Source organism: Streptomyces sp. NPDC020489 (assembly GCF_044386545.1).
Lineage (GTDB): Bacteria > Actinomycetota > Actinomycetes > Streptomycetales > Streptomycetaceae > Streptomyces.
On the sequence record NZ_JBIRUZ010000001.1, the window covers coordinates 217,673 to 235,994 of the forward strand.

General features: G+C 72.5%; 14 protein-coding genes. 6 read left to right on the forward strand and 8 right to left on the reverse strand.

Annotation, left to right across the window (positions count from 1 at the left end; genetic code table 11):
* Positions 1-18: 18 nt before the first annotated feature.
* The 3 genes from ACH41F_RS00935 to ACH41F_RS00945 all read right to left on the reverse strand — a co-directional run bounded on the left by ACH41F_RS00935 (position 19) and on the right by ACH41F_RS00945 (position 5,226).
* On the reverse strand, positions 19-1,638 hold the full coding sequence (locus tag ACH41F_RS00935; protein WP_398832755.1) for a CDP-alcohol phosphatidyltransferase: 1,620 nt from the start codon (positions 1,636-1,638) through the stop codon (positions 19-21).
* 262 nt (positions 1,639-1,900) lie between these two features.
* Positions 1,901-3,844 (reverse strand): glycogen debranching N-terminal domain-containing protein, encoded by a 1,944-nt coding sequence (locus ACH41F_RS00940; protein ID WP_398831967.1) that lies wholly within the window; start codon positions 3,842-3,844, stop codon positions 1,901-1,903.
* On the reverse strand, positions 3,841-5,226 hold the full coding sequence (locus ACH41F_RS00945) for an MGH1-like glycoside hydrolase domain-containing protein (protein WP_391229196.1): 1,386 nt from the start codon (positions 5,224-5,226) through the stop codon (positions 3,841-3,843). The genes ACH41F_RS00940 and ACH41F_RS00945 overlap by 4 nt, the downstream gene beginning before the upstream one ends.
* Before the next feature lie 120 nt (positions 5,227-5,346).
* On the opposite strand from ACH41F_RS00945, the gene ACH41F_RS00950 reads away from it, so the two are divergent.
* Both ACH41F_RS00950 and ppdK read left to right on the forward strand, forming a co-directional pair.
* Positions 5,347-6,543: an ROK family protein gene (locus tag ACH41F_RS00950; RefSeq protein WP_398831969.1), complete on the forward strand. Its 1,197-nt coding sequence runs from the start codon at positions 5,347-5,349 to the stop codon at positions 6,541-6,543.
* A 406-nt stretch (positions 6,544-6,949) separates the two neighbouring features.
* Positions 6,950-9,670: a pyruvate, phosphate dikinase gene (gene ppdK / locus ACH41F_RS00955; protein ID WP_391229200.1), complete on the forward strand. Its 2,721-nt coding sequence runs from the start codon at positions 6,950-6,952 to the stop codon at positions 9,668-9,670.
* A 187-nt stretch (positions 9,671-9,857) separates the two neighbouring features.
* On the opposite strand, the gene ACH41F_RS00960 is transcribed toward ppdK, so the two are convergent.
* The 3 genes from ACH41F_RS00960 to ACH41F_RS00970 form a co-directional block, all read right to left on the reverse strand.
* Positions 9,858-10,304 (reverse strand): excalibur calcium-binding domain-containing protein, encoded by a 447-nt coding sequence (locus ACH41F_RS00960; protein ID WP_398831974.1) that lies wholly within the window; start codon positions 10,302-10,304, stop codon positions 9,858-9,860.
* Positions 10,305-10,408: 104 nt separating this feature from the next.
* Positions 10,409-10,834 carry an LAETG motif-containing sortase-dependent surface protein gene (locus ACH41F_RS00965; protein WP_398831976.1) on the reverse strand — a complete coding sequence of 142 codons (426 nt, stop codon included), beginning with the start codon at positions 10,832-10,834 and terminating at the stop codon, positions 10,409-10,411.
* A gap of 172 nt (positions 10,835-11,006) precedes the next feature.
* Positions 11,007-12,167, reverse strand: coding sequence for an alkaline phosphatase PhoX (locus ACH41F_RS00970; protein ID WP_391229206.1), 1,161 nt, complete (start codon positions 12,165-12,167; stop codon positions 11,007-11,009).
* A gap of 290 nt (positions 12,168-12,457) precedes the next feature.
* Between ACH41F_RS00970 and ACH41F_RS00975 the strand changes: the two genes are divergently transcribed.
* The 4 genes from ACH41F_RS00975 to ACH41F_RS00990 all read left to right on the forward strand — a co-directional run bounded on the left by ACH41F_RS00975 (position 12,458) and on the right by ACH41F_RS00990 (position 16,718).
* Positions 12,458-13,384, forward strand: a complete 927-nt coding sequence (locus ACH41F_RS00975) for an oxidoreductase (protein WP_398831979.1) — start codon at positions 12,458-12,460, stop codon at positions 13,382-13,384.
* Positions 13,385-13,529: 145 nt separating this feature from the next.
* The gene (locus ACH41F_RS00980; protein WP_398831982.1) at positions 13,530-14,678 is read left to right on the forward strand and encodes an ABC transporter substrate-binding protein; all 1,149 of its coding nucleotides are present in this window, start codon (positions 13,530-13,532) and stop codon (positions 14,676-14,678) included.
* Positions 14,679-14,790: 112 nt separating this feature from the next.
* Positions 14,791-15,996: a sensor histidine kinase gene (locus tag ACH41F_RS00985; protein WP_398831984.1), complete on the forward strand. Its 1,206-nt coding sequence runs from the start codon at positions 14,791-14,793 to the stop codon at positions 15,994-15,996.
* Positions 15,993-16,718 (forward strand): response regulator, encoded by a 726-nt coding sequence (locus ACH41F_RS00990; RefSeq protein WP_391229214.1) that lies wholly within the window; start codon positions 15,993-15,995, stop codon positions 16,716-16,718. The genes ACH41F_RS00985 and ACH41F_RS00990 overlap by 4 nt, the downstream gene beginning before the upstream one ends.
* A gap of 96 nt (positions 16,719-16,814) precedes the next feature.
* Here the strand turns inward: ACH41F_RS00990 and ACH41F_RS00995 are convergent, their stop codons facing one another.
* A complete protein-coding gene (locus ACH41F_RS00995) occupies positions 16,815-17,585 on the reverse strand; it encodes a glucose 1-dehydrogenase (protein WP_391229215.1) in 771 nt (256 codons plus the stop codon).
* 83 nt (positions 17,586-17,668) lie between these two features.
* Positions 17,669-18,250, reverse strand: a complete 582-nt coding sequence (locus ACH41F_RS01000; RefSeq protein WP_391229217.1) for a TetR family transcriptional regulator — start codon at positions 18,248-18,250, stop codon at positions 17,669-17,671.
* Positions 18,251-18,322: the final 72 nt, after the last annotated feature.

Sequence of the window (18,322 nt, forward strand, 5' to 3'; positions counted from 1 at the left end):
GCTCGGTCCCCGTGACCGTCAGTCCTTCGACGGGTGCGGGGTCGAGCCGTAGGCTGTCAGGAAGCGGTCGCGGAACGCGCTCATCTTCCACACCGGGGCGTCGTGGGCGGGGCGCAGGCCCTCGGTCCAGTTCCAGTCCGCGATCCTGTCCAGCACCTTCGGGTCCTTGGCCACGATCGACACCGGGACGTCCCGGCTGGCGTGGTCGCCGCTGACGCGGGCGATGGGCTGGTGGTCGCCGAGGAAGACCAGGACGGTGTCGTCGGTGCCGTAGCGCTCCAGCCACTGGGTCAGCGCCGTGACCGAGTACTGGATCGACTTGCCGTACTCCTCACGGGACTTGGTCGTGTCCGTGACGACGTCGCCGGGCTTCTCGCCGGCCTTCTGGATCGCGTCGAAGACCGAGCCGTCGCCCAGCGCGTCCCAGTCGACCAGCTTCGGGATCGGGGCCCACGGCTGGTGGCTCGACGTCAGGATGACCTCCGACATCAGCGGCCGGTCCCGCTTCTTGCCGTGGACCAGGCGCTGGAAGGCCTCCAGGGCGTACTGGTCCGGCATCGTCGACCAGCTGAACTTCGGTCCCTGATAGCCGAGTTGGAAGGCGTTGTAGACCTTGTCCAGGCCGTAGTACCGCGCCTCGGGCCAGCCCTTCTGGATGCCCGGCATCACCCCGACCGTGTCCCAGGCGCCGGTCTTCTGGAACGCCTTGGTGAGGGTGAGATGGTCACCCGAGGTCACCGTGCGGTACCGCTGCTGGTTGTCGATCCACAGGCCGGACAGGAACGTCGAGTGCCCCAGCCAGCTGCTGCCCCCGTACGTCGCCGACGTCAGCCAGCCGCTCCTGGCACGGAACCCCGCCTTCGCCAGGGCCTCGGTGCGCGCCGCCAGGGTCGCGTCCACCCCCGGCGCCATGATCGGGTCCTCGACCGCGCTGCGGCCGTAACTCTCGATGAACGTGAAGACGACGTCCTTGCCCCGCAGGTCCGGGACCAGCTGCGCACCCGGCGTGGCCCCGAAGGTGTCGGCCTTCGCCTCCTTCGCGAACGCCGCCTCGTCCCGCACCGTGTCCACCACCCGCCGCGCCTGGATCTTCAGCGCGTCGGCGGCCCGGTCGGAGGCGATTGGCGTACCGGCGATCTGGAGCCCGAGGGCGTAGCAGGTGATCCAGGCCATCGCCGCGATCAGCGTGCCGCGCGCGGCGACCGGTCTGCTCGCCACCAGGACCTCGCTCAGCCGGACCATCGCCAGCGTCATCACCGCGACCACCACCAGCACCAGGACGACGGCGCCCACGGCGGCCAGCACCGCGTACGTCCCGCCCATCGAGTCCGCGACGTACGCCTGCGCGTCGTCCAGCAACTCCCAGTCCAGGACCAGGTTGAAGCCCCGCCCCAGATACTCCCGGAACCCCATGTCGAGCACGTTGAGCACGGTCAGCACCCCGAGCCCCGCCCCGGACAGCACCGCCACGACCACCCGGGGCCGGCGCGGCAGCCACAACGCCACGGCCGCCCCGAGGATCGCCTCGACGGGGATCCGGGTGAACCGGTCCGGTCGCAGCGCCCCGACCGCGTTCGGCAGCAGCAGCGCGCCGACGACCAGCACCGCGGCGAGCGCGGTGAGGGTCCGGCGCAGGATGGGCGGGCGGCGGGGCGAGGGTGGTTCGGGGACGACGTCGTCGGTCGCGTCCGGCAGTTGCGGCGTGCTGGTGGAGGCAGACACCCGAAGGCCCTTCCGTACGAGACCCGGCAAGACGGCGGACCCGGCCTGGGGTCCCGGACCCGCCGCACTCCCGTACGGCACCCCGCCCGCGCCTGTTCACGGGTTCGGGCAAACACCGGGCAAACGGTTGGTGCCCCCGGCGCCGGGGCGCGGCGGACCGGAAGGTGACGACACGGCCTCAGGCGCCGCCCACCGCGGTCAGCAGGGCGAGGGGCGTCGCGGCCGACCGGGACTCGCGCACACACGCGTGCGGGTACGGCACCGGCTCCGGATGGGTGTCCCGGCCGTACCCGGCCAGCACCTCCGGCAGCCGGTGCCCGGTGGCCGTCGCCGCGTCCACCAGCGCGTGGGCGACCGTCCGCGCCTCGTCGTGCAGCCCGTACCGCGCCAGCCCGAGCGTGATCAGGGCGTTGTCGTGCGGCCACACCGAACCGCGGTGGTACGACAACGGGTGGTACGCCCCCTGCCCCGCCGCCACCGTGCGGACCCCCCACCCGGAGAAGAAATCCGGCTCCAGGAGCCGCCGCCCCACGGCCTCCCCGTACTCCTTGTCCAGCAGCCCCGACCACAGCAGATGCCCGGCGTCCGAGGCCAGCGCGTCCACCGGGCGGCCCTCGCCGTCCAGCGCCAGGGCCGGGAAGGCGACGTCCGGCATCCAGAAGTCCCGCTGGAACCGGTCCCGCAGATCGCCCGCCGCCTGCTCCAGCAGCGCCGCGTACGTCTCGTCGCCCCACACCGTCCGCGCCACCGACGCCGTGCGCCGCAGCGCGTCGTACGCGTACCCCTGCGCGCCCGCCGCCAGCACCGGCCCGCTCGCCCGGGTTCCGTCGGCCCGGCAGATCGCGCCGGGGGAGTCCTTCCAGTTCTGGTTGGCGAGGCCGCCCTGGTCGGCGCGGTACACCAGGTAGCCGCGCGAGGTCAGCCCGCCGTGGTCCAGCATCCAGCCGACCGCGGCACGCGCGTGCGGCTCCAGACGGCGGGCCAGGGCCACGTCCCCGGTTTGCTCCACGTACGCGCCGAGCAGCACCAGGAACAGGGGGGTGGCATCCACCGAGCCGTAGTACCGCCCGAAGGGGACCTGGCCGAAGTGGGCCAGCTCGCCGTGCCGTACCTCGTGCACGATCTTGCCCGGCTGGGCCACCGCGTCCACGCCGGTCTCCGTCGCCTGGGTCGCGGCGAGGGCGGGGAGGGTGGCGGCGGCCAGGCCGGGGCGGTAGGGGAGGGCGAACAGGGAGGTCAGCAGCGCGTCGCGGCCCAGCAGGGTCAGGAACCAGGGCGCGCCGGCGGCCGGGACGCGCAGCTCCTCGCCGTCCGGGCCGGTCGCCGGGACCTGGAGCGCGGCGAGGTCGGCGAGGCCGCGGGCGCAGGCGGCGGCCAGCTCGGGCCAGCCGCTCGGGAAGGCCACGTCCTGCACGAACTCGCCCTCCAGGCGCAGGAGTTCGTCGTGGAGCGCGGCCGGTGAGCGCGGCACCCGCAGCGCGCGCCGGTCGCCGTGCGGGCGGGCCATCACCCGCAGGGTGAGTTCCGCCGTGCCGTGCGGCTCCAGCTCCAGCGTCCAGACCAGGCGCCGCGCACCGGTGCCGGTCTCCTCGACGGCGTCCGGGGCGGGCTCGGCCGTCACCGTCGTACGGGACCGCCATTCGCGGCGCCGGTAGGTGAACTCGACGCCCGCCTCGATGACGTCGCGGGAACGGGTGACGCCGGACTTCGTGTAGGTGCGGTGGTCGGAGCGGAGTTCGAACTGGTCGGCGAAGTCGGCGTCGGCGGTCACCGCGAGGCGGACCGTCGTCGGGACCGGGCGGTTGCCGGTGACGCGCAGGGTCTCGACGAACGCGCCGTCACCGACGGCCTGTTCGCGGAAGACCGTGTATGCGGGCGGTTCCTGGCGGCCGCCGCGCGGCACCAGGACGCAGCGGGCGCCGTCGCCGTCGGCCACGGGTGTGAGGGTCTCGGGCACGGCGCTGTCCAGCGTGAGCTGCCAGCGGCTCAGGTGCCGGGCGTCGCACACGAACAACCCTTCCGGGAAGGGGGAGTTGCCGCCCCGGACCCCGCTGATGTCCCCGTTGTCGCCCACGGCCGCGAAGGTCGCGCCACGCACGAGCAGGTGATGGCGGTCCGTCATTCCCGTTCCTCTCCCTGGAAGATGCCGGTGTGCAGCAGGTCGAGCGTGAGCGCGGCGGTCCAGCCGAAGCCGGTCGTGCCGCACGCCTCGCCGGTGTACGGGTCGACGTACTCGGCGAAGTCGGAGGTGTCCGCGAGGTCCAGGACGGCCCGGCGCAGCGCGTCGGCGCGGCCGCGCTCGCCGTGGGTGCGCAGGCCCCGCTCCATCAGCCAGGCGGTGTTGAACCAGGCCGGGCCGCGCCAGTAGCGGTGCGGGTCGAAGGCCTCGCCGAGGAGGTCGTAGCTGGGGACCAGGCGGGTGGCGCCGCCGAGCCCGAAGTGCGCGGAGGCGGTCGTCCGGACGAGGGCCTCGACGATGTCCCGGGGGAGGGTCGGCAGGAGCAGCGGGACCAGCCCCGACACGGCTCGCTCGGGGATCGGGCGGGCGCCCCGCACGTCCCGGCAGAAGAACATGCCCTGCGCCGGGTCCCACAGCCGGTCGATCAGTGCTCCCGTCAGGCGTTCCGCGCGCGCGTGGCGGGCCGTGCCCGGCGCCCCCAACTCCTCGGCGATCCGGGCGAGGGCGTGCTCGGAGGCGATGAGCAGGGCGTTGAAGGAGGGGTCCTCGACGGCGAAGTCCCCCTGGCCGTCGGCGTATCCGCCATCGCGGTAGTCCGCCGCCAGCCGTACGTACCGCCCGTAGTCCAGGTCCGTCGGCCGGTCCTGCGCCGCCCCGTGGTCGAGGTCGGCGCGCCGGAAGGAGCGGGCCGGGGCGGGCGTGACGCGCGACAACGGCAGGTCCCAGCAGGGGCTGTTGTCCATCCCCTGCTCCCAGGGGTGCACCACGGACGCGAGCCCGCCGCCGCCCAGGTCCCGGCGGTGCAGCAGATAGCGGTGCCAGGCCGCCAGCCGGGGGTAGACCCGGGTGAGGAAACCGCGCGCCCGGGACAGACCGGGGTCCGCACGGTGCACCAGCCACGCGGCCAGCGCGTGCACCGGTGGCTGCACGATGCCCGAGGTCTGTACGGTGCGCGGGGCCCCCGCGGCCTGTCCCGCGGTCGAGGAGCGCCAGAAGTCGGGGCTCGGGAAGTACGCGTCGAGCGGCACGGAGGGGTTGAAGACGATGTGCGGGACGCGGCCGTCGCCCCACTGGGCGGCGAGCAGCGTCTCCAGCTCCGTCTGCGCCCTGAGCGGCGACAGATGCCTCAGGCCGATCGCGATGAACGCCGAGTCCCATGACCACTGGTGGGGGTACAGGCCGCGCGAGGGCACCGTGGAGGTGCCGGTCCAGTTGTCCTCCAGGACCCGGGCGGCCCGGTGGTGCAGCGCTTCCGGGGGCGGGGGTGGATCGTATGCGAAGGCGCGTGCCGCGCGGCGGGTGGTGAGCTGGGCAGTGCGATCCACTCGGGGCTCCCCGAAAGACGTCTGGCCGACCCGTTCGGTCGTGACCACCGTAGAGTTACGTCTATTTAACACGCAAAACCCAATATGTAATGCAGAGTTGAGAAACACAAGGGGGTGCGCATGACCGGACGGGGTCAGGGAAGCGCCGGCGAGCTGCTCGAACTGGTACGAACCGGGCGGGCGGTGACGCGCGGCGCGCTCCAGCAGGCCACCGGACTCTCCCGTGCCACGGTCGGCCAGCGTCTGGACCGGCTCTTCCGCGCGGGCTGGCTGCGCGAGGGCGCCGGCGGCCCGGTGGACTCCCCGCTCGGCGGCCGTCCCTCGATCACCCTGGAATTCGACGACACCCACGCCGTCGTCCTCGCCGCCGACCTCGACACCCGGCACGCCCGCGCGGCCGTCCTGACGCTCACCGGCGACCTCCTCGCCGAACACGGCGGCGTCCTCGCCGTCGAGGACGGTCCGGACGCGGTACTGGGGGAGCTGGGCCGCTGGTTCGCCGAACTGCTGGAGAAGGCGGGCCGGCGCGCGAGCGAGGTCTGCGGCATCGGGCTCGCGGTGCCGGGACCGGTCGACAGCGGCAGCGGCCGGGTGGTCCAGCCGCCGATGATGCCGGGCTGGGACGGCTACGACATAAGAGGCCGCCTCGCCGGCTCCTTCACCGAGCACACGGGCACGCCCGCGGTCCCGGTCCTGGTCGACAACGACGCGAACCTCATGGCGTACGGCGAACAGCGCACGTCCTACCCCGACTGCTCGGCGTTCGCGCTGGTCAAGGTGTCGACCGGGATCGGCGCCGGGGTCGTCGTCGACGGCTCGATCTACCGGGGGATCGACGGGGGCGCCGGGGACATCGGCCACATCCGGGTGGGTGCGGACGCGCTGTGCCGGTGCGGTTCCCGGGGTTGTCTGGCCGCCGTCGCCAGTGGGGGCGCCGTGGCCCGCAGGCTGGCGGAGAAGGGGGTGCCCGCGGCGTCCGGCTCGGACGTGCGGGATCTGCTGACCGCCGGGCACCCGGAGGCGGCCGCGCTCGCCCGGGAGGCGGGGCGGCAGGTCGGGGACGTGCTCGCGACGGTGGTGACCCTGCTGAACCCCGGCGTGCTGATGATCGCGGGCGATCTGGCCGGAACTCCCTTCCTCACCGGGGTGCGGGAGCTGCTGTACCAGCGGGCGCTGCCGCGCTCCACCGCTCATCTGGAGGTCGTGACCTCCCTGCTCGGCGAGCGGGCCGCGCTGGTGGGGGCGGGTGCGCTGGTCGTGGAGCACCTGTACGCCCCGGAGCGGGTGGAGGAGCGGCTGGCGGCACGGGGTGTGTGACCGGCGTGTTTCGTTCCGGATGTCCGTCCGCATGGTGAAATCCGGGCGGCTGTGGCAGCGTGATTCTCGCCACCCCTGATAGGGGTAGCGCTCAGATGAGCGGATCATGAGCGGATGCACTTCTCCAAGGGGTGGCACTGAGTGCCACCCCTTGATCGTTCATCGATCGAAATCAGACGTGTCGAAAGCTGCTCACATGAGCGAAATCCTTCGGCTCCGCGAGTTGGATCGTTCAAGAAGTGAAAACATGACCAGTCGTTCGCTTGCCAAGCTTTGACTTTCGATCCACTGGCAGCCGGGTGGTTACGGGCGCATGACGCGCAGGTGGACCTCCCCAGACGCCTTCGATCTGGGTATGTTCCTGCCCGTCAGGGCAGCCACCGCGTCCTCGAGGGAGTCGAGACCCGTGTCGGAAAACAAAGATCTCCACGGAGCGAAGTTCGTTTACGACTTCACCGAGGGAAACAAGGACCTCAAAGACCTCCTGGGTGGCAAGGGCGCCAACCTCGCCGAGATGACCAACCTGGGCCTGCCCGTTCCCCCCGGCTTCACCATCACGACGGAAGCCTGCAAGGTCTACCTGGAGTCCGGCGAGGAGCCCGCGGCACTGCGTGACGAGGTGAGTGCGCACCTCGACGCCCTCGAGGCCACGATGGGCAAGAAGCTCGGCCAGGCCGACAACCCGCTCCTCGTCTCGGTCCGCTCCGGCGCCAAGTTCTCCATGCCCGGCATGATGGACACGGTCCTGAACATCGGCCTCTCCGACCAGTCCGTCAAGGGCCTCGCCGAGCAGGCGGGCGACGAGCGGTTCGCCTGGGACTCCTACCGCCGGCTCATCCAGATGTTCGGCAAGACGGTCCTCGGCGTCGACGGCGACCTCTTCGAGGAGGCGCTGGAGAAGGCCAAGGAGGCCAAGAAGGTCACGGTCGACACCGACCTGGAGGCCGCCGACCTCAAGAAACTGGTCACCGCCTTCAAGAAGATCGTCAAGAAGGAGGCCGGCCGGGACTTCCCGCAGGACCCCCGCGAGCAGATGGACCTCGCCATCCACGCGGTCTTCGACTCCTGGAACACCGACCGCGCCAAGCTCTACCGCCGCCAGGAGCGCATCCCCGGCGACCTGGGCACCGCGGTCAACGTCTGCTCGATGGTCTTCGGCAACCTCGGCCCCGACTCCGGCACGGGCGTCGCCTTCACCCGCGACCCCGCCAGCGGCCACCAGGGCGTCTACGGCGACTACCTCCAGAACGCCCAGGGCGAGGACGTCGTAGCCGGAATCCGCAACACGGTCCCGCTCGCCGAGCTGGAGTCGATCGACAAGAAGTCGTACGACCAGCTGATGCAGATCATGGAGACCCTGGAGAACCACTACAAGGACCTCTGCGACATCGAGTTCACCATCGAGCGCGGCCAGCTCTGGATGCTCCAGACCCGGGTCGGCAAGCGCACGGCGGGCGCGGCCTTCCGGATCGCCACGCAGCTCGTGGACCAGGGCCTGATCGACGAGGCCGAGGCACTCCAGCGCGTCACCGGCGCGCAGCTCGCCCAGCTGATGTTCCCCCGCTTCGACGAGGACGCGAAGGTCAAGCAGGTCGGTCGGGGCATCGCGGCCTCGCCGGGCGCCGCGGTCGGCAAGGCGGTCTTCGACTCGTACACCGCCGTCAAGTGGTCCCGCTCGGGCGAGAAGGTCATCCTGGTCCGCCGCGAGACCAACCCCGACGACCTCGACGGCATGATCGCGGCCGAGGGCATCCTGACCTCGCGCGGCGGCAAGACCTCCCACGCGGCCGTCGTCGCCCGCGGCATGGGCAAGACCTGTGTCTGCGGCGCCGAGGAGCTGGAGGTCGACACCAAGCGGCGCCGGATGACGGTTCCCGGCGGACACGTGGTGGAGGAGGGCGACCTCATCTCCATCGACGGCTCCAGCGGCAAGGTCTACCTCGGCGAGGTACCCGTCGTGCCCTCCCCGGTCGTCGAGTACTTCGAGGGTCGGATGCACGCCGGTGCGCAGGACGCCGACGAGCTGGTCGAGGCCGTGCACCGGATCATGGCGTTCGCCGACCGCAAGCGCCGGCTGCGGGTCCGGGCCAACGCGGACAACGCCGAGGACGCCATGCGCGCCCGCCGCTTCGGCGCCCAGGGCATCGGCCTGTGCCGGACCGAGCACATGTTCCTCGGCGACCGGCGAGAACTGGTCGAGCGCCTCATCCTGGCCGACACGGAGAACGAGCGCGAGGAGTCGCTGAAGCAGCTGCTCCCGCTCCAGAAGCAGGACTTCGTGGAGCTGTTCGCGGCGATGGACGGCCTGCCGGTGACGGTCCGCCTCCTGGACCCGCCGCTGCACGAGTTCCTCCCCGACATCACCGAGCTGTCGGTCCGCGTGGCCCTCGCGGAGTCCCGCCAGGAGCCGCACGAGAACGAACTGCGGCTCCTCCAGGCGGTCCACCGCCTGCACGAGCAGAACCCGATGCTGGGCCTGCGCGGCGTCCGCCTCGGCCTGGTCATCCCCGGCCTGTTCACCATGCAGGTCCGGGCGATCGCCGAGGCGGCCGCCGAGCGCAAGAACGCCAAGGGCGACCCGCGCGCCGAGATCATGATCCCGCTCGTCGGCACCGTCCAGGAGCTGGAGATCGTCCGCGAGGAGGCCGACCAGGTCATCGCGGAGGTCGAGGCGGCGACGGGCACCCAGCTGAAGCTCTCCATCGGCACGATGATCGAGCTGCCGCGTGCCGCGCTGACCGCCGGTCAGATCGCGGAGGCGGCGCAGTTCTTCTCCTTCGGCACGAACGACCTCACCCAGACGGTGTGGGGCTTCAGCCGGGACGACGTGGAGGCCTCGTTCTTCACGGCGTACCTGGAGAAGGGCATCTTCGGGGTGTCGCCGTTCGAGACGATCGACAAGGACGGTGTCGGCTCGCTGGTGAAGCTGGCCGCCGAGGCGGGCCGCAAGACCCGCCCGGACCTCAAGCTCGGCGTCTGCGGCGAGCACGGCGGTGACCCGGAGTCGGTCCACTTCTTCCACGAGGTCGGCCTCGACTACGTCTCCTGCTCCCCGTTCCGGATCCCGGTGGCACGCCTGGAGGCGGGCCGCGCGGCGACCCAGTCGGAGGGCAGCGACCACCGCTAGGCCGTACGCCGTTCGGCCACCGAACGCCGGAGCCGTCGTCCGTCCCCGACCCTCACAACCGATGGGCGACGGTTCCGGAGCACGAAAAGAGGGCGGCACCCGTGCGGGGGTGCCGCCCTTTCGCGTCGACCGCCTTCGCCCGGGGGGTCGTTCCCGTTCGGGCGCCCCTGCCTCGGGCGCCCCCGCCTCAGCTGTCGCAGCCGACGCCGTCGTTGTCGCGGTCCAGGTGGGAGCCGTAGCCGGGCTCGCCCCGGTGGACGGGAGCGGCGCCGGCGGCGCGGGCCTCGGTGCAGTTGCCGTAGTACACGCTGCCGGAGTCGGAGTCGGAGTCGGAGTCGTTGTCCGTCGCGGTCTCCGCCTCCGCCTCGGCCTTGGCCGTGACCGTCTTGGTGACCTTGACCGTCTCGGTGGCGGTGACCGTCTCGGCGGGTTCCGGTTCCGCGGTGACCGTCGCGGTCGCGGTCGCGGTGACCGTCGGCCGGGGCTTGGCGCTGACCGGCTTGGCGTCGGTCGTGTCCTGGCCGCTGCCGCCTATGCCGACGCCGACGAAGAGGGCGAGCGCGAGGGCGGGCAGGACGTACCGCTTGCGAGCCCACTTGGGGGCGGCGGTCGGCTCGGTGTACGGGTTGGTCATGTCGTCCCCCTGAGGTGTGGCGCGAGGGGACGACCGTAGTGCGGCACCTCCGGTTGTGAAGGTGAAGTGTTCAATTCGTGACTATCACGTGCGTGCCGTGGCGGTCAGGGCGTGTCGCGTCGCCGGGTCACGATCACCAGCGCGGCCGCGCCCGCGAGCATCACGGACATGCCGGCGGCCGCGATGTACGGGGTGGTGTCGTCGGCGCCGGTCTCGGCGAGGTCGGTGGCGTCCTTGCCGGTGCCGCCCTTGCCGATGCCGTCCTTCTCGGCGGCCTTCGCCGGTGCGGCGTCGTGCTCGGCGGGCTCGAAGCCCGCGGGCGGCTGGTCGCAGGCGGTGCCGTCGTCGTCGCGGTCCAGGTGGGTGCCGTAGTGCTCGTCGCCCCTCGGGATGTCGGCGTAGCCGTTCTCGTACGCCTCCGTGCAGGTGGCGAAGGGGTGGTCGCCGTCGTGCGCCTCGGCGGCTGCGGGCAGGACGGCGAGGGCCAGCGCGGCGACGGCGATGGCGCCGGGCTTGCGGAGCAGGTTCACGGCGGGTCCTTCCACGTTCGTGGTGCGATGAGGTGCCGAACGTAGTGGGGGACCGCTGTGACGGAGGCGGCGCGAAGGAGCCGTGACGCGAACGTGACGTGATCGGACGATTGCGCACCGCGTTCGGTCAACCGCGGTCGCCGGGCGCCCCGTTGGGGGCGCCCGGCGAAGACTACGAGCGGAACGGCCCCGTCACCTCATAGGTGATCCCGCCGGACGAACTGCCCGTCGTGCCGCGCTGGCTGGAGAAGTACAGCCGCCTGCCGTCCGGGGAGAACGCCGGTCCGGTGATCTCCGAGGACGACTGGCCGTCGACGCGCAGGAACGGCGCCACCACGTCGTCCGGGGTGATCAGGCAGATCTCCATGGTGCCGCCGTCCTCGGCGACGAAGAGGTCGCCGGAGGAGGTCCCCGTGATGTTGTCGACGCCGGTCAGCGGGGCCGTCCCCGAGGTGACCAGCGAGTCGTCGTACGCCAACTCGTAGGTGCCGGCCGTCAGGTCGAGCTGCCAGACCCGGTTGTCGCCCTTGGTCGTGAACCAGACCTTGTCGTCGGCGTAGTAGCAGCCCTCGCCGCCGTTGAAGGACTTGGAGCCGGAGACCTGGGTGCGGGTCGAGGTGGGGGAGCCGTCCGGGTCGGGGACGTTCACCCAGCTGTAGGAGCCCGAGGTGCCGGAGCCGGCGACCATCACCTGGAGGGTGCCCGCGGACAGGTTGCCCCAGGTGGTGGGCACGAAGCGGTAGAAGCGGCCGTTGGTCTCGTCCTCGGTCAGGTAGACCACCTTGCGGACCGGGTCGGCGGCGGCCGCCTCGTGCTTGAAGCGGCCCATCGCCGGGCGCTGCACCGCCGCGTTCACCCCCCACGGGTCCGTCTCGTACACATAACCCCGGTCGACCTCCTCGCAGGACAGCCAGGTGTTCCACGGGGTCCGCCCGCCCGCGCAGTTCTGCCGGGTGCCCGACAGCACCCGGTAGGCCGACGTGATCGTGCCGCTGGAGGAGAACCGCACCGCGCTCGCGCCGCCCGACGGATTGATCTCCGAGTTGGAGACGTAGATCCAACCCGTGCCGTCCGCGTAACAGGCCCCGCCGTCCGGGGCGTTGTGCCAGGTGTACGACGTTCCGCCGACCGTCTGGCCGGAGCGGGCGATGACCCGGCTGGTGAACCCGGCGGGCAGCCTGATGCCGTTGGCGTCCGGCGAACCCGGCGCCCCGTACGGGCCGGTGCCGGGCTGGGCCGGCGCGGCGTACGCGGCGCCGCGCCACAGGGTGCCGCCGAAGACGGCGGAGGTGCCGCCGAGGGCGGTCGCGCGGAGGAAGGTACGACGTTCCACTGTCGCTCCAAGGGGTGCCGTGACCGTCCCGCCACCGGTCGGGGGCGGGGGGCGTGCGGGTGGGAACCTAGGCGAAGGGAGTGGACATGTCATGGACGGCCCGTGAACTCGTGCGCGCGGTCCGTGCGGTGGACCGTGCGCACGAGGGGCCCGGCCGGTCCCGAGCCCGCAGCGTGGCCGGTTCCGAGCACGCGCCGCGCGGCCCCGGTCCTGCGCGGGTCGTCGACGCCGGGGCGCGACGAGGGCAGGCTGGCGGCAAGCGATTCAAGCCCGGCGGGAAGGAGTCGGCCATGTCCGGCTGGAACGAGCAGAGCATCCCCGACCAGCACGGCCGTACCGCTGTCGTCACCGGGGCCAACAGCGGCATCGGCTACGTCACCGCACGCGAACTGGCCCGCAAGGGCGCCCGGGTGGTGCTCGCCTGCCGGAGCGAGGCGCGCGGGACCGAGGCCGCCGCCCGGCTGACCGGCGAAGCGCCGGGCGCACAGGTGGAGTTCGGGCACCTCGACCTCGGGGACCTGTCCTCCGTACGGGAGTTCGCGCGCCGGCTCCCGTACGACCGTCTCGACCTGCTGGTCAACAACGCGGGCGTGATGGCGCTGCCGTACGGGACGACCGTGGACGGCTTCGAGACGCAGTTCGGCGTGAACCACCTCGGCCACTTCGCGCTGACCGGACTGCTGCTGCCGGTACTGCTCGACACCCCGGGCGCCCGGGTGGTGACCGTCTCCAGCTCGACGCACGCACTGGCCAACATCGACATCGACGACCTCAACAGCGAGCGCCGCTACCGGCGTTGGAGCGCCTACGCCCGCTCCAAGACCGCCAACCTGCTCTTCACCCACGAACTGGCCCGCAGGCTCGCCGCACACGGCTCGGACGTCGTCGCTGCCGCGGCCCACCCGGGGTACGCGGCCACCAACCTCCAGGCGGCCGGACCCCGCATGGCGGGCCGGCGCCTCGCCGAGCGCTTCATGGCGGTCGGCAACAGGTTCTTCGCCCAGTCCGCGGAGGCGGGCGCCCTCCCCACCCTCTACGCCGCCACCGCCCCCGACGTACGCCCCGACTCCTTCACGGGCCCCTCCCTCGCGGGCTGGCGCGGCACCCCGGCCCCGTCCTGGCGAGCCCCCTGGACCCGCAACGACCGCGCGGGAGAACTCCTGTGGACCGCTTCGGAGCGGCTCACCGGAGTGTTGTACGAGGCGCTGAAGGTCTGATTCCCCCCTCACAGGCCGAGCGTTCCACCGAAAGGTTGAATCCAGGGGCAACCTATGGACGACGCGGAACGGTGCGGCCGGTCGGCAGACTGGCGGCGCCGCCGCGTACGGAAGGTGGCGGCGGAATCAGGAGGATCCCCCCACCATGCCCAGCAACTTCAGCAGGCGCCGGTTGCTCACGACCGGTGCCGGTGTCGCGCTCGGCGGTGCCGCCGCCGTCGCCACGCACAGCACTGCGAGCGCCGCCCAGACCGTCGGCTCGTCGCTCACCGGCGTCCGCGAGGAGACCCGCTCCCTCGACGAGCTGTACGAGGCGGCGATCGCCGAGGGCGGCAAGCTCGTCCTGTACCAGGGCGGGGACGTGGACAGCCAGGCGGCCGGGGTGCGTTCCGCGTGGGCCGCGCGCTTCCCGAAGGTCGAGCTGACGGCCGTCGTGGACTACAGCAAGTACCACGACGTCCGCGTCGACAACCAGCTCGCCACCGGCACCCTGGTCCCCGACGTCGTCCAGCTCCAGACGCTCCAGGACTTCACCCGCTGGAAGCGCGAGGGCAAGCTGCTGCGCTACAAGCCGGCCGGGTTCTCCAAGGTCCACCCGGGCTTCAAGGACCCGGACGGCGCCTGGAGCGCGCTCATGGTCATCGCCTTCAGCTTCATGTACGACATCCAGGGCGCCGGCGCCAACGCGCCCAGGACCCCGCTGGGCCTGCTCGATCCGCGTTGGAAGGGCGCGATCGCGTCCTCGTACCCGAACGACGACGACGCGGTCCTCTTCCTCTACACCCTCTACCAGCAGCGGTACGGCTGGGAGTGGGTGGCGAAGTTCGCGGCGCAGCAGCCGCAGTTCGCGCGGGGCACGAACACCCCCGGTGCCGCGGTCAACGGCGGGACGAAGACCATCGGGGTCGGCGGCTCGGGCAGCACGATCTCCTCGTCGACGACGGTCAAGTGGGTCCTGCCCGAGGGCGACCACCCGTTCATGGCGTGGGGCCAGCGGGCCGCGATCCTCAAGCAGGCGGCCCATCCGGCTGCCGCCAAGCTGTTCATGAACTGGCAGCTGTCCGAGGAGCGCCAGAAGGCCGCCTTCAACGGCTGGTCGGTGCGCACCGACGTCACCCCCAACGCGAACCTGAAGCCGGTGTGGGAGTTCCCGAACGCCCACGTCGACGAGTTCCCGAGGTTCATGGAGGACCGGGCGAAGGTCGAGCGGATGAAGCAGACGTTCTCCCTGTACTTCGGTGAGGTCCAGGGCGCTCCCTCGCCCGGCTGGCTCGGACTGCACCCGGGAGCCTGACATCAGCCCGAGCACGGTTTCGCCTGGGCGTTTACCGCGATCACACAGGTCACGGCTTACACTCCGTGCCCTGTCGTCACCGCCGCCCGGCCCGCCCCAGGGAGCCGCAGCCGTGCCCGTCACCGCTCTCGCCGCCCGCCGGTCCGCCGTGTCCGCGCGGCACCTGCCGCACCTGGTGTTCCTGGTCGCGGTCGGCGGCACCGTCGTCCGGCTCGTCCAGTTGCACAGCGAGCTGTGCTGGCGGGTCGCGCCGCCCACGGCGGCCATGGCCCTGCTGTACGCGGTCGGGCTGAGCCGCTGGGAGCGGCTCGGCCGGGCCCGGACCCTTCTGCTCGGTGTCCTTCTGCTGCTGTGGACTTCGGTGGCCTGGACCCTGTCGGGCCCGCTCGCCTCCGGGTACGCGTGGCTGGCGGTGCCCTTCGCGGTCCTGGCGATGCGGACGCCCACCCGCGCGGAACGCGCCGTGGCCCTCGGCGTCATCACGGCCCTGCTGCTGGCCGTCCTGGTGCGGGCGTACGGCGCCGTCGACCCCGACGTGCTGGCACCACCGGTCGCCGCCGTCTGGGCCACCGTCCTGCTGTACCGCGACCAGCAGCGGCTCACCCAGGAGCTGGCCGGCACCCGCGGGGCGCTGGCGCGGCAGCAGCGTGAGGCCGGGCGGCTGGCGGAGCGGGCGCGTATCGCCCGGGACCTGCACGACACGCTCGCGCAGGAGATCGCCGGCAGCCGGATGCTGCTCCAAGCCGCCGAGCGCGACTGGGAGCGCCGTCCGGAGGCGGCCCGCAGGCAGGTGCGGGTGGTCACCGAGGCGCTCGGCGACCATCTCGCGCAGACCCGCGGCATCATCCAGGACCTCACCCCGCCGGTGCTCGCCGAGGACGGTCTGGAGTCGGCGCTGCGCGACCTGTGCGCCCGCATGGACACCACGGCCGGCACGCCCCGGATCTCCTTCCGTACCGAGCACGACGCCTGCCCGCTCCCGACCGAGCACGCCGTCGCCCTGTTGCGGGTCACCCAGGGGCTGCTCGCCAACGCGTGCGAGCACGCGAGCGCCGACCAGGTGCAGGTGACCCTGGTGTACGGCCAGGAGGGGGCGGCGGCCGTCGAGGTGCGCGACGACGGGACCGGATTCGACCCGGGCACCGTGCGGTCCGCCGAGGACCGCCGGGGCTTCGGGCTCGGCGGGGCGCGGGAGCGGCTGGTCGCGCTGGGCGGTTCGCTCGCCGTGGACAGCGCGCCGGGACGGGGCACGCGCGTGCGCGCGTCGCTGCGGGGCCCGGCGCACGCGGTGGACCGCCTCCCGGTGGGCGCCCGATGAGCGAGTCCGCCGAGCCCACGCTGCGGATCCTGATCGTCGACGACCACACCGTCGTACGAGCCGGTCTGCGCGCCCTGTTGGAGGGCGAGCCCGGTTTCGACGTGGTCGGCGAGAGCGGGAACGGTCTCGAAGCGGTGCGGCTGGTCCAGCGGCTCGGTCCCGACGTCGTGCTCATGGACCTGCGCCTGACGGAGCCGGGCGCGGCGGGTGACGGCATCGACGGCATCGAGGCGACCCGGCGGATCCTCGACGTCGACGCGCGCGTACGGGTCGTCGTGCTCACCAGCTACGGCAGCCAGGCCGACGTACTGCGGGCCGTGGAGGCGGGGGCACGCGGCTACGTGCTCAAGGCGGGCCCGCCCGAGGAACTGTTCCGCGCGGTGCGGGCCGCGGCGGCCGGGGGTCTGGCGCTGGCCCCGGAGGCCGCCGCCAGTGTCCTGGGCCACGCGCCCGAACCGCCGCTCAGCGAGCGGGAGATCGAGGTCGTGCGGCTCCTCGCGCAGGGGCACAGCAACCGGGCGATCGCCGGCGCGCTCTTCCTGGCCGAGGCGACGGTGAAGACCCACCTCGTCCGCATCTACCGCAAGCTCGGCGCCGAGAACCGCGCGGCCGCGGTCAGCGAGGCCGTCCGCCTCGGGCTGATCGAGCCGGCCCGACCCGCCGCCCACAGGCCTGCTTCCAGCGGGCCCGATGCCACGCGTCGCCCTCTCTCCGGCCGTTGACGGCGGCCCAGGGAGAGGAGGGGCGTTCCGTTGCTCGGTGAGGACTTCGTCCACGTCCTCAAAGGCGAGCACGACGGCGGCACAAGGGGTGGTCGCTCAGGCCGTCGCCCCGCTGTCCACCACCAGGTCCGTGCCCACGACGGAGGAGGCGTCGTCCGAGGCGAGGTAGAGGACCGCGGCGGTGACCTCGGCGGTGGTGGAGACGCGGCCGAGGGGGACGGCGGCCTTCATACGGGCGGCGCGGTCCGCTTCCGTCTCGCCCGGGCGCAGGGACATGGGGGTGTCCACGGCGCCCGGACTGACCGCGTTGATGCGGACGCCGTCGCCGATGTGGTCGCGGGCGGCGCCCCGGGTGAGGACGGAGACGGCCGCCTTGGTGGCGGCGTACGCGGCGGCGCCGGGGTGGCGCGCGTGGGCGCCGAAGATGGAGGCGATGTTGACGATCGCGCCGCCGGAGGGCTGGGTGCGCATCTGGCGGATCTCGGCCTGGAGGGCGTGGAACACCCCGGTGACGTTGACGCCGAGCTGCTCGTCCCAGTCCGCCTCCGGCAGCTCGGCCAGCGGCTGCCCGCCGCGGAAGACCCCCGCGTTGTTGACCGCCACGTCGAGCGAGCCGAAGTGGTCCACCGCGGCCTCCACGACGGACCGGACGTCCCGCGCGCGCGAGACGTCGGCGGTCACCGCGAGCGCCTTGCCGCCCGCCTCCTCGATCAGCCGCGCGGTCTCCGCCAGCGGCTCCTGACGGCGTCCGGCCACGACGACCCGCGCGCCCTCGGCGGCCAGCGCCAGCGCCACGGCGCGGCCGATGCCCGAGCCCGCGCCGGTGACGAGCGCCGTCCTGTCGGTGAAGCGACTTCTGATGGTCATGAGCTCCCCTGTGATTCTTGACCGATCGGTTCAATATGGCGGCGGGAAAAAGGGCGCCGCCCGGGCGGCGCCCCCTTGTCGTCTCAGTCGAGCAGCGTCAGTGCCTGCTCCGCCGCGTCCCGCACCCGCGCCGGGTCCGGCGACGCCTTGCCCACCACCTTCAGGCCCTGGAGCAGGACCAGCAGCATGCGCGCGAGGGTGAGCGGATCGCGGTCCGCGCCGAGCTCGCCCTGGGCCCGGGCGCGGGTCAGTGCCGAGTGCAGCACCGTCTCCAGGTGGTCCCAGTTCCGCTCGACCTGCCGTGCGGCCGCCGGGTCGTGCGGGGCCAGCTCGGCGGCCGTGTTGGTGATGAAGCAGCCGTTCAGGCGCAGGTTCTCGGCGGCGGCCTCGACGGCGTACCGCCGGACCAGGGCCCGTACGGCGGGCAGGACCGGCCCCGGCCGGGACAGCTCCCCGAGCAGGTCGGGGAGCTGTTCCTGGTAGCGCTCCAGCGCCTTCAGGTACAGCTCGTGCTTGTTGCCGAAGGTCGCGTAGATGCTGGCGCGGCCGATGCCGAGACGCTCCACGAGGTCGGCCATGGACGTCGCCTCGTAGCCGCGCCGCCAGAACAGCTCCAGGGCTGCCTGTAGTGCGGCCTCGGGATCGAACTCCTTGGTCCTGGCCATGTGGCGCAGCCTAGATCCAATGAGAACGATCGGTCAAGAAAGGCGCCTTCGGGGTCGTGATCCCGGCCGTGA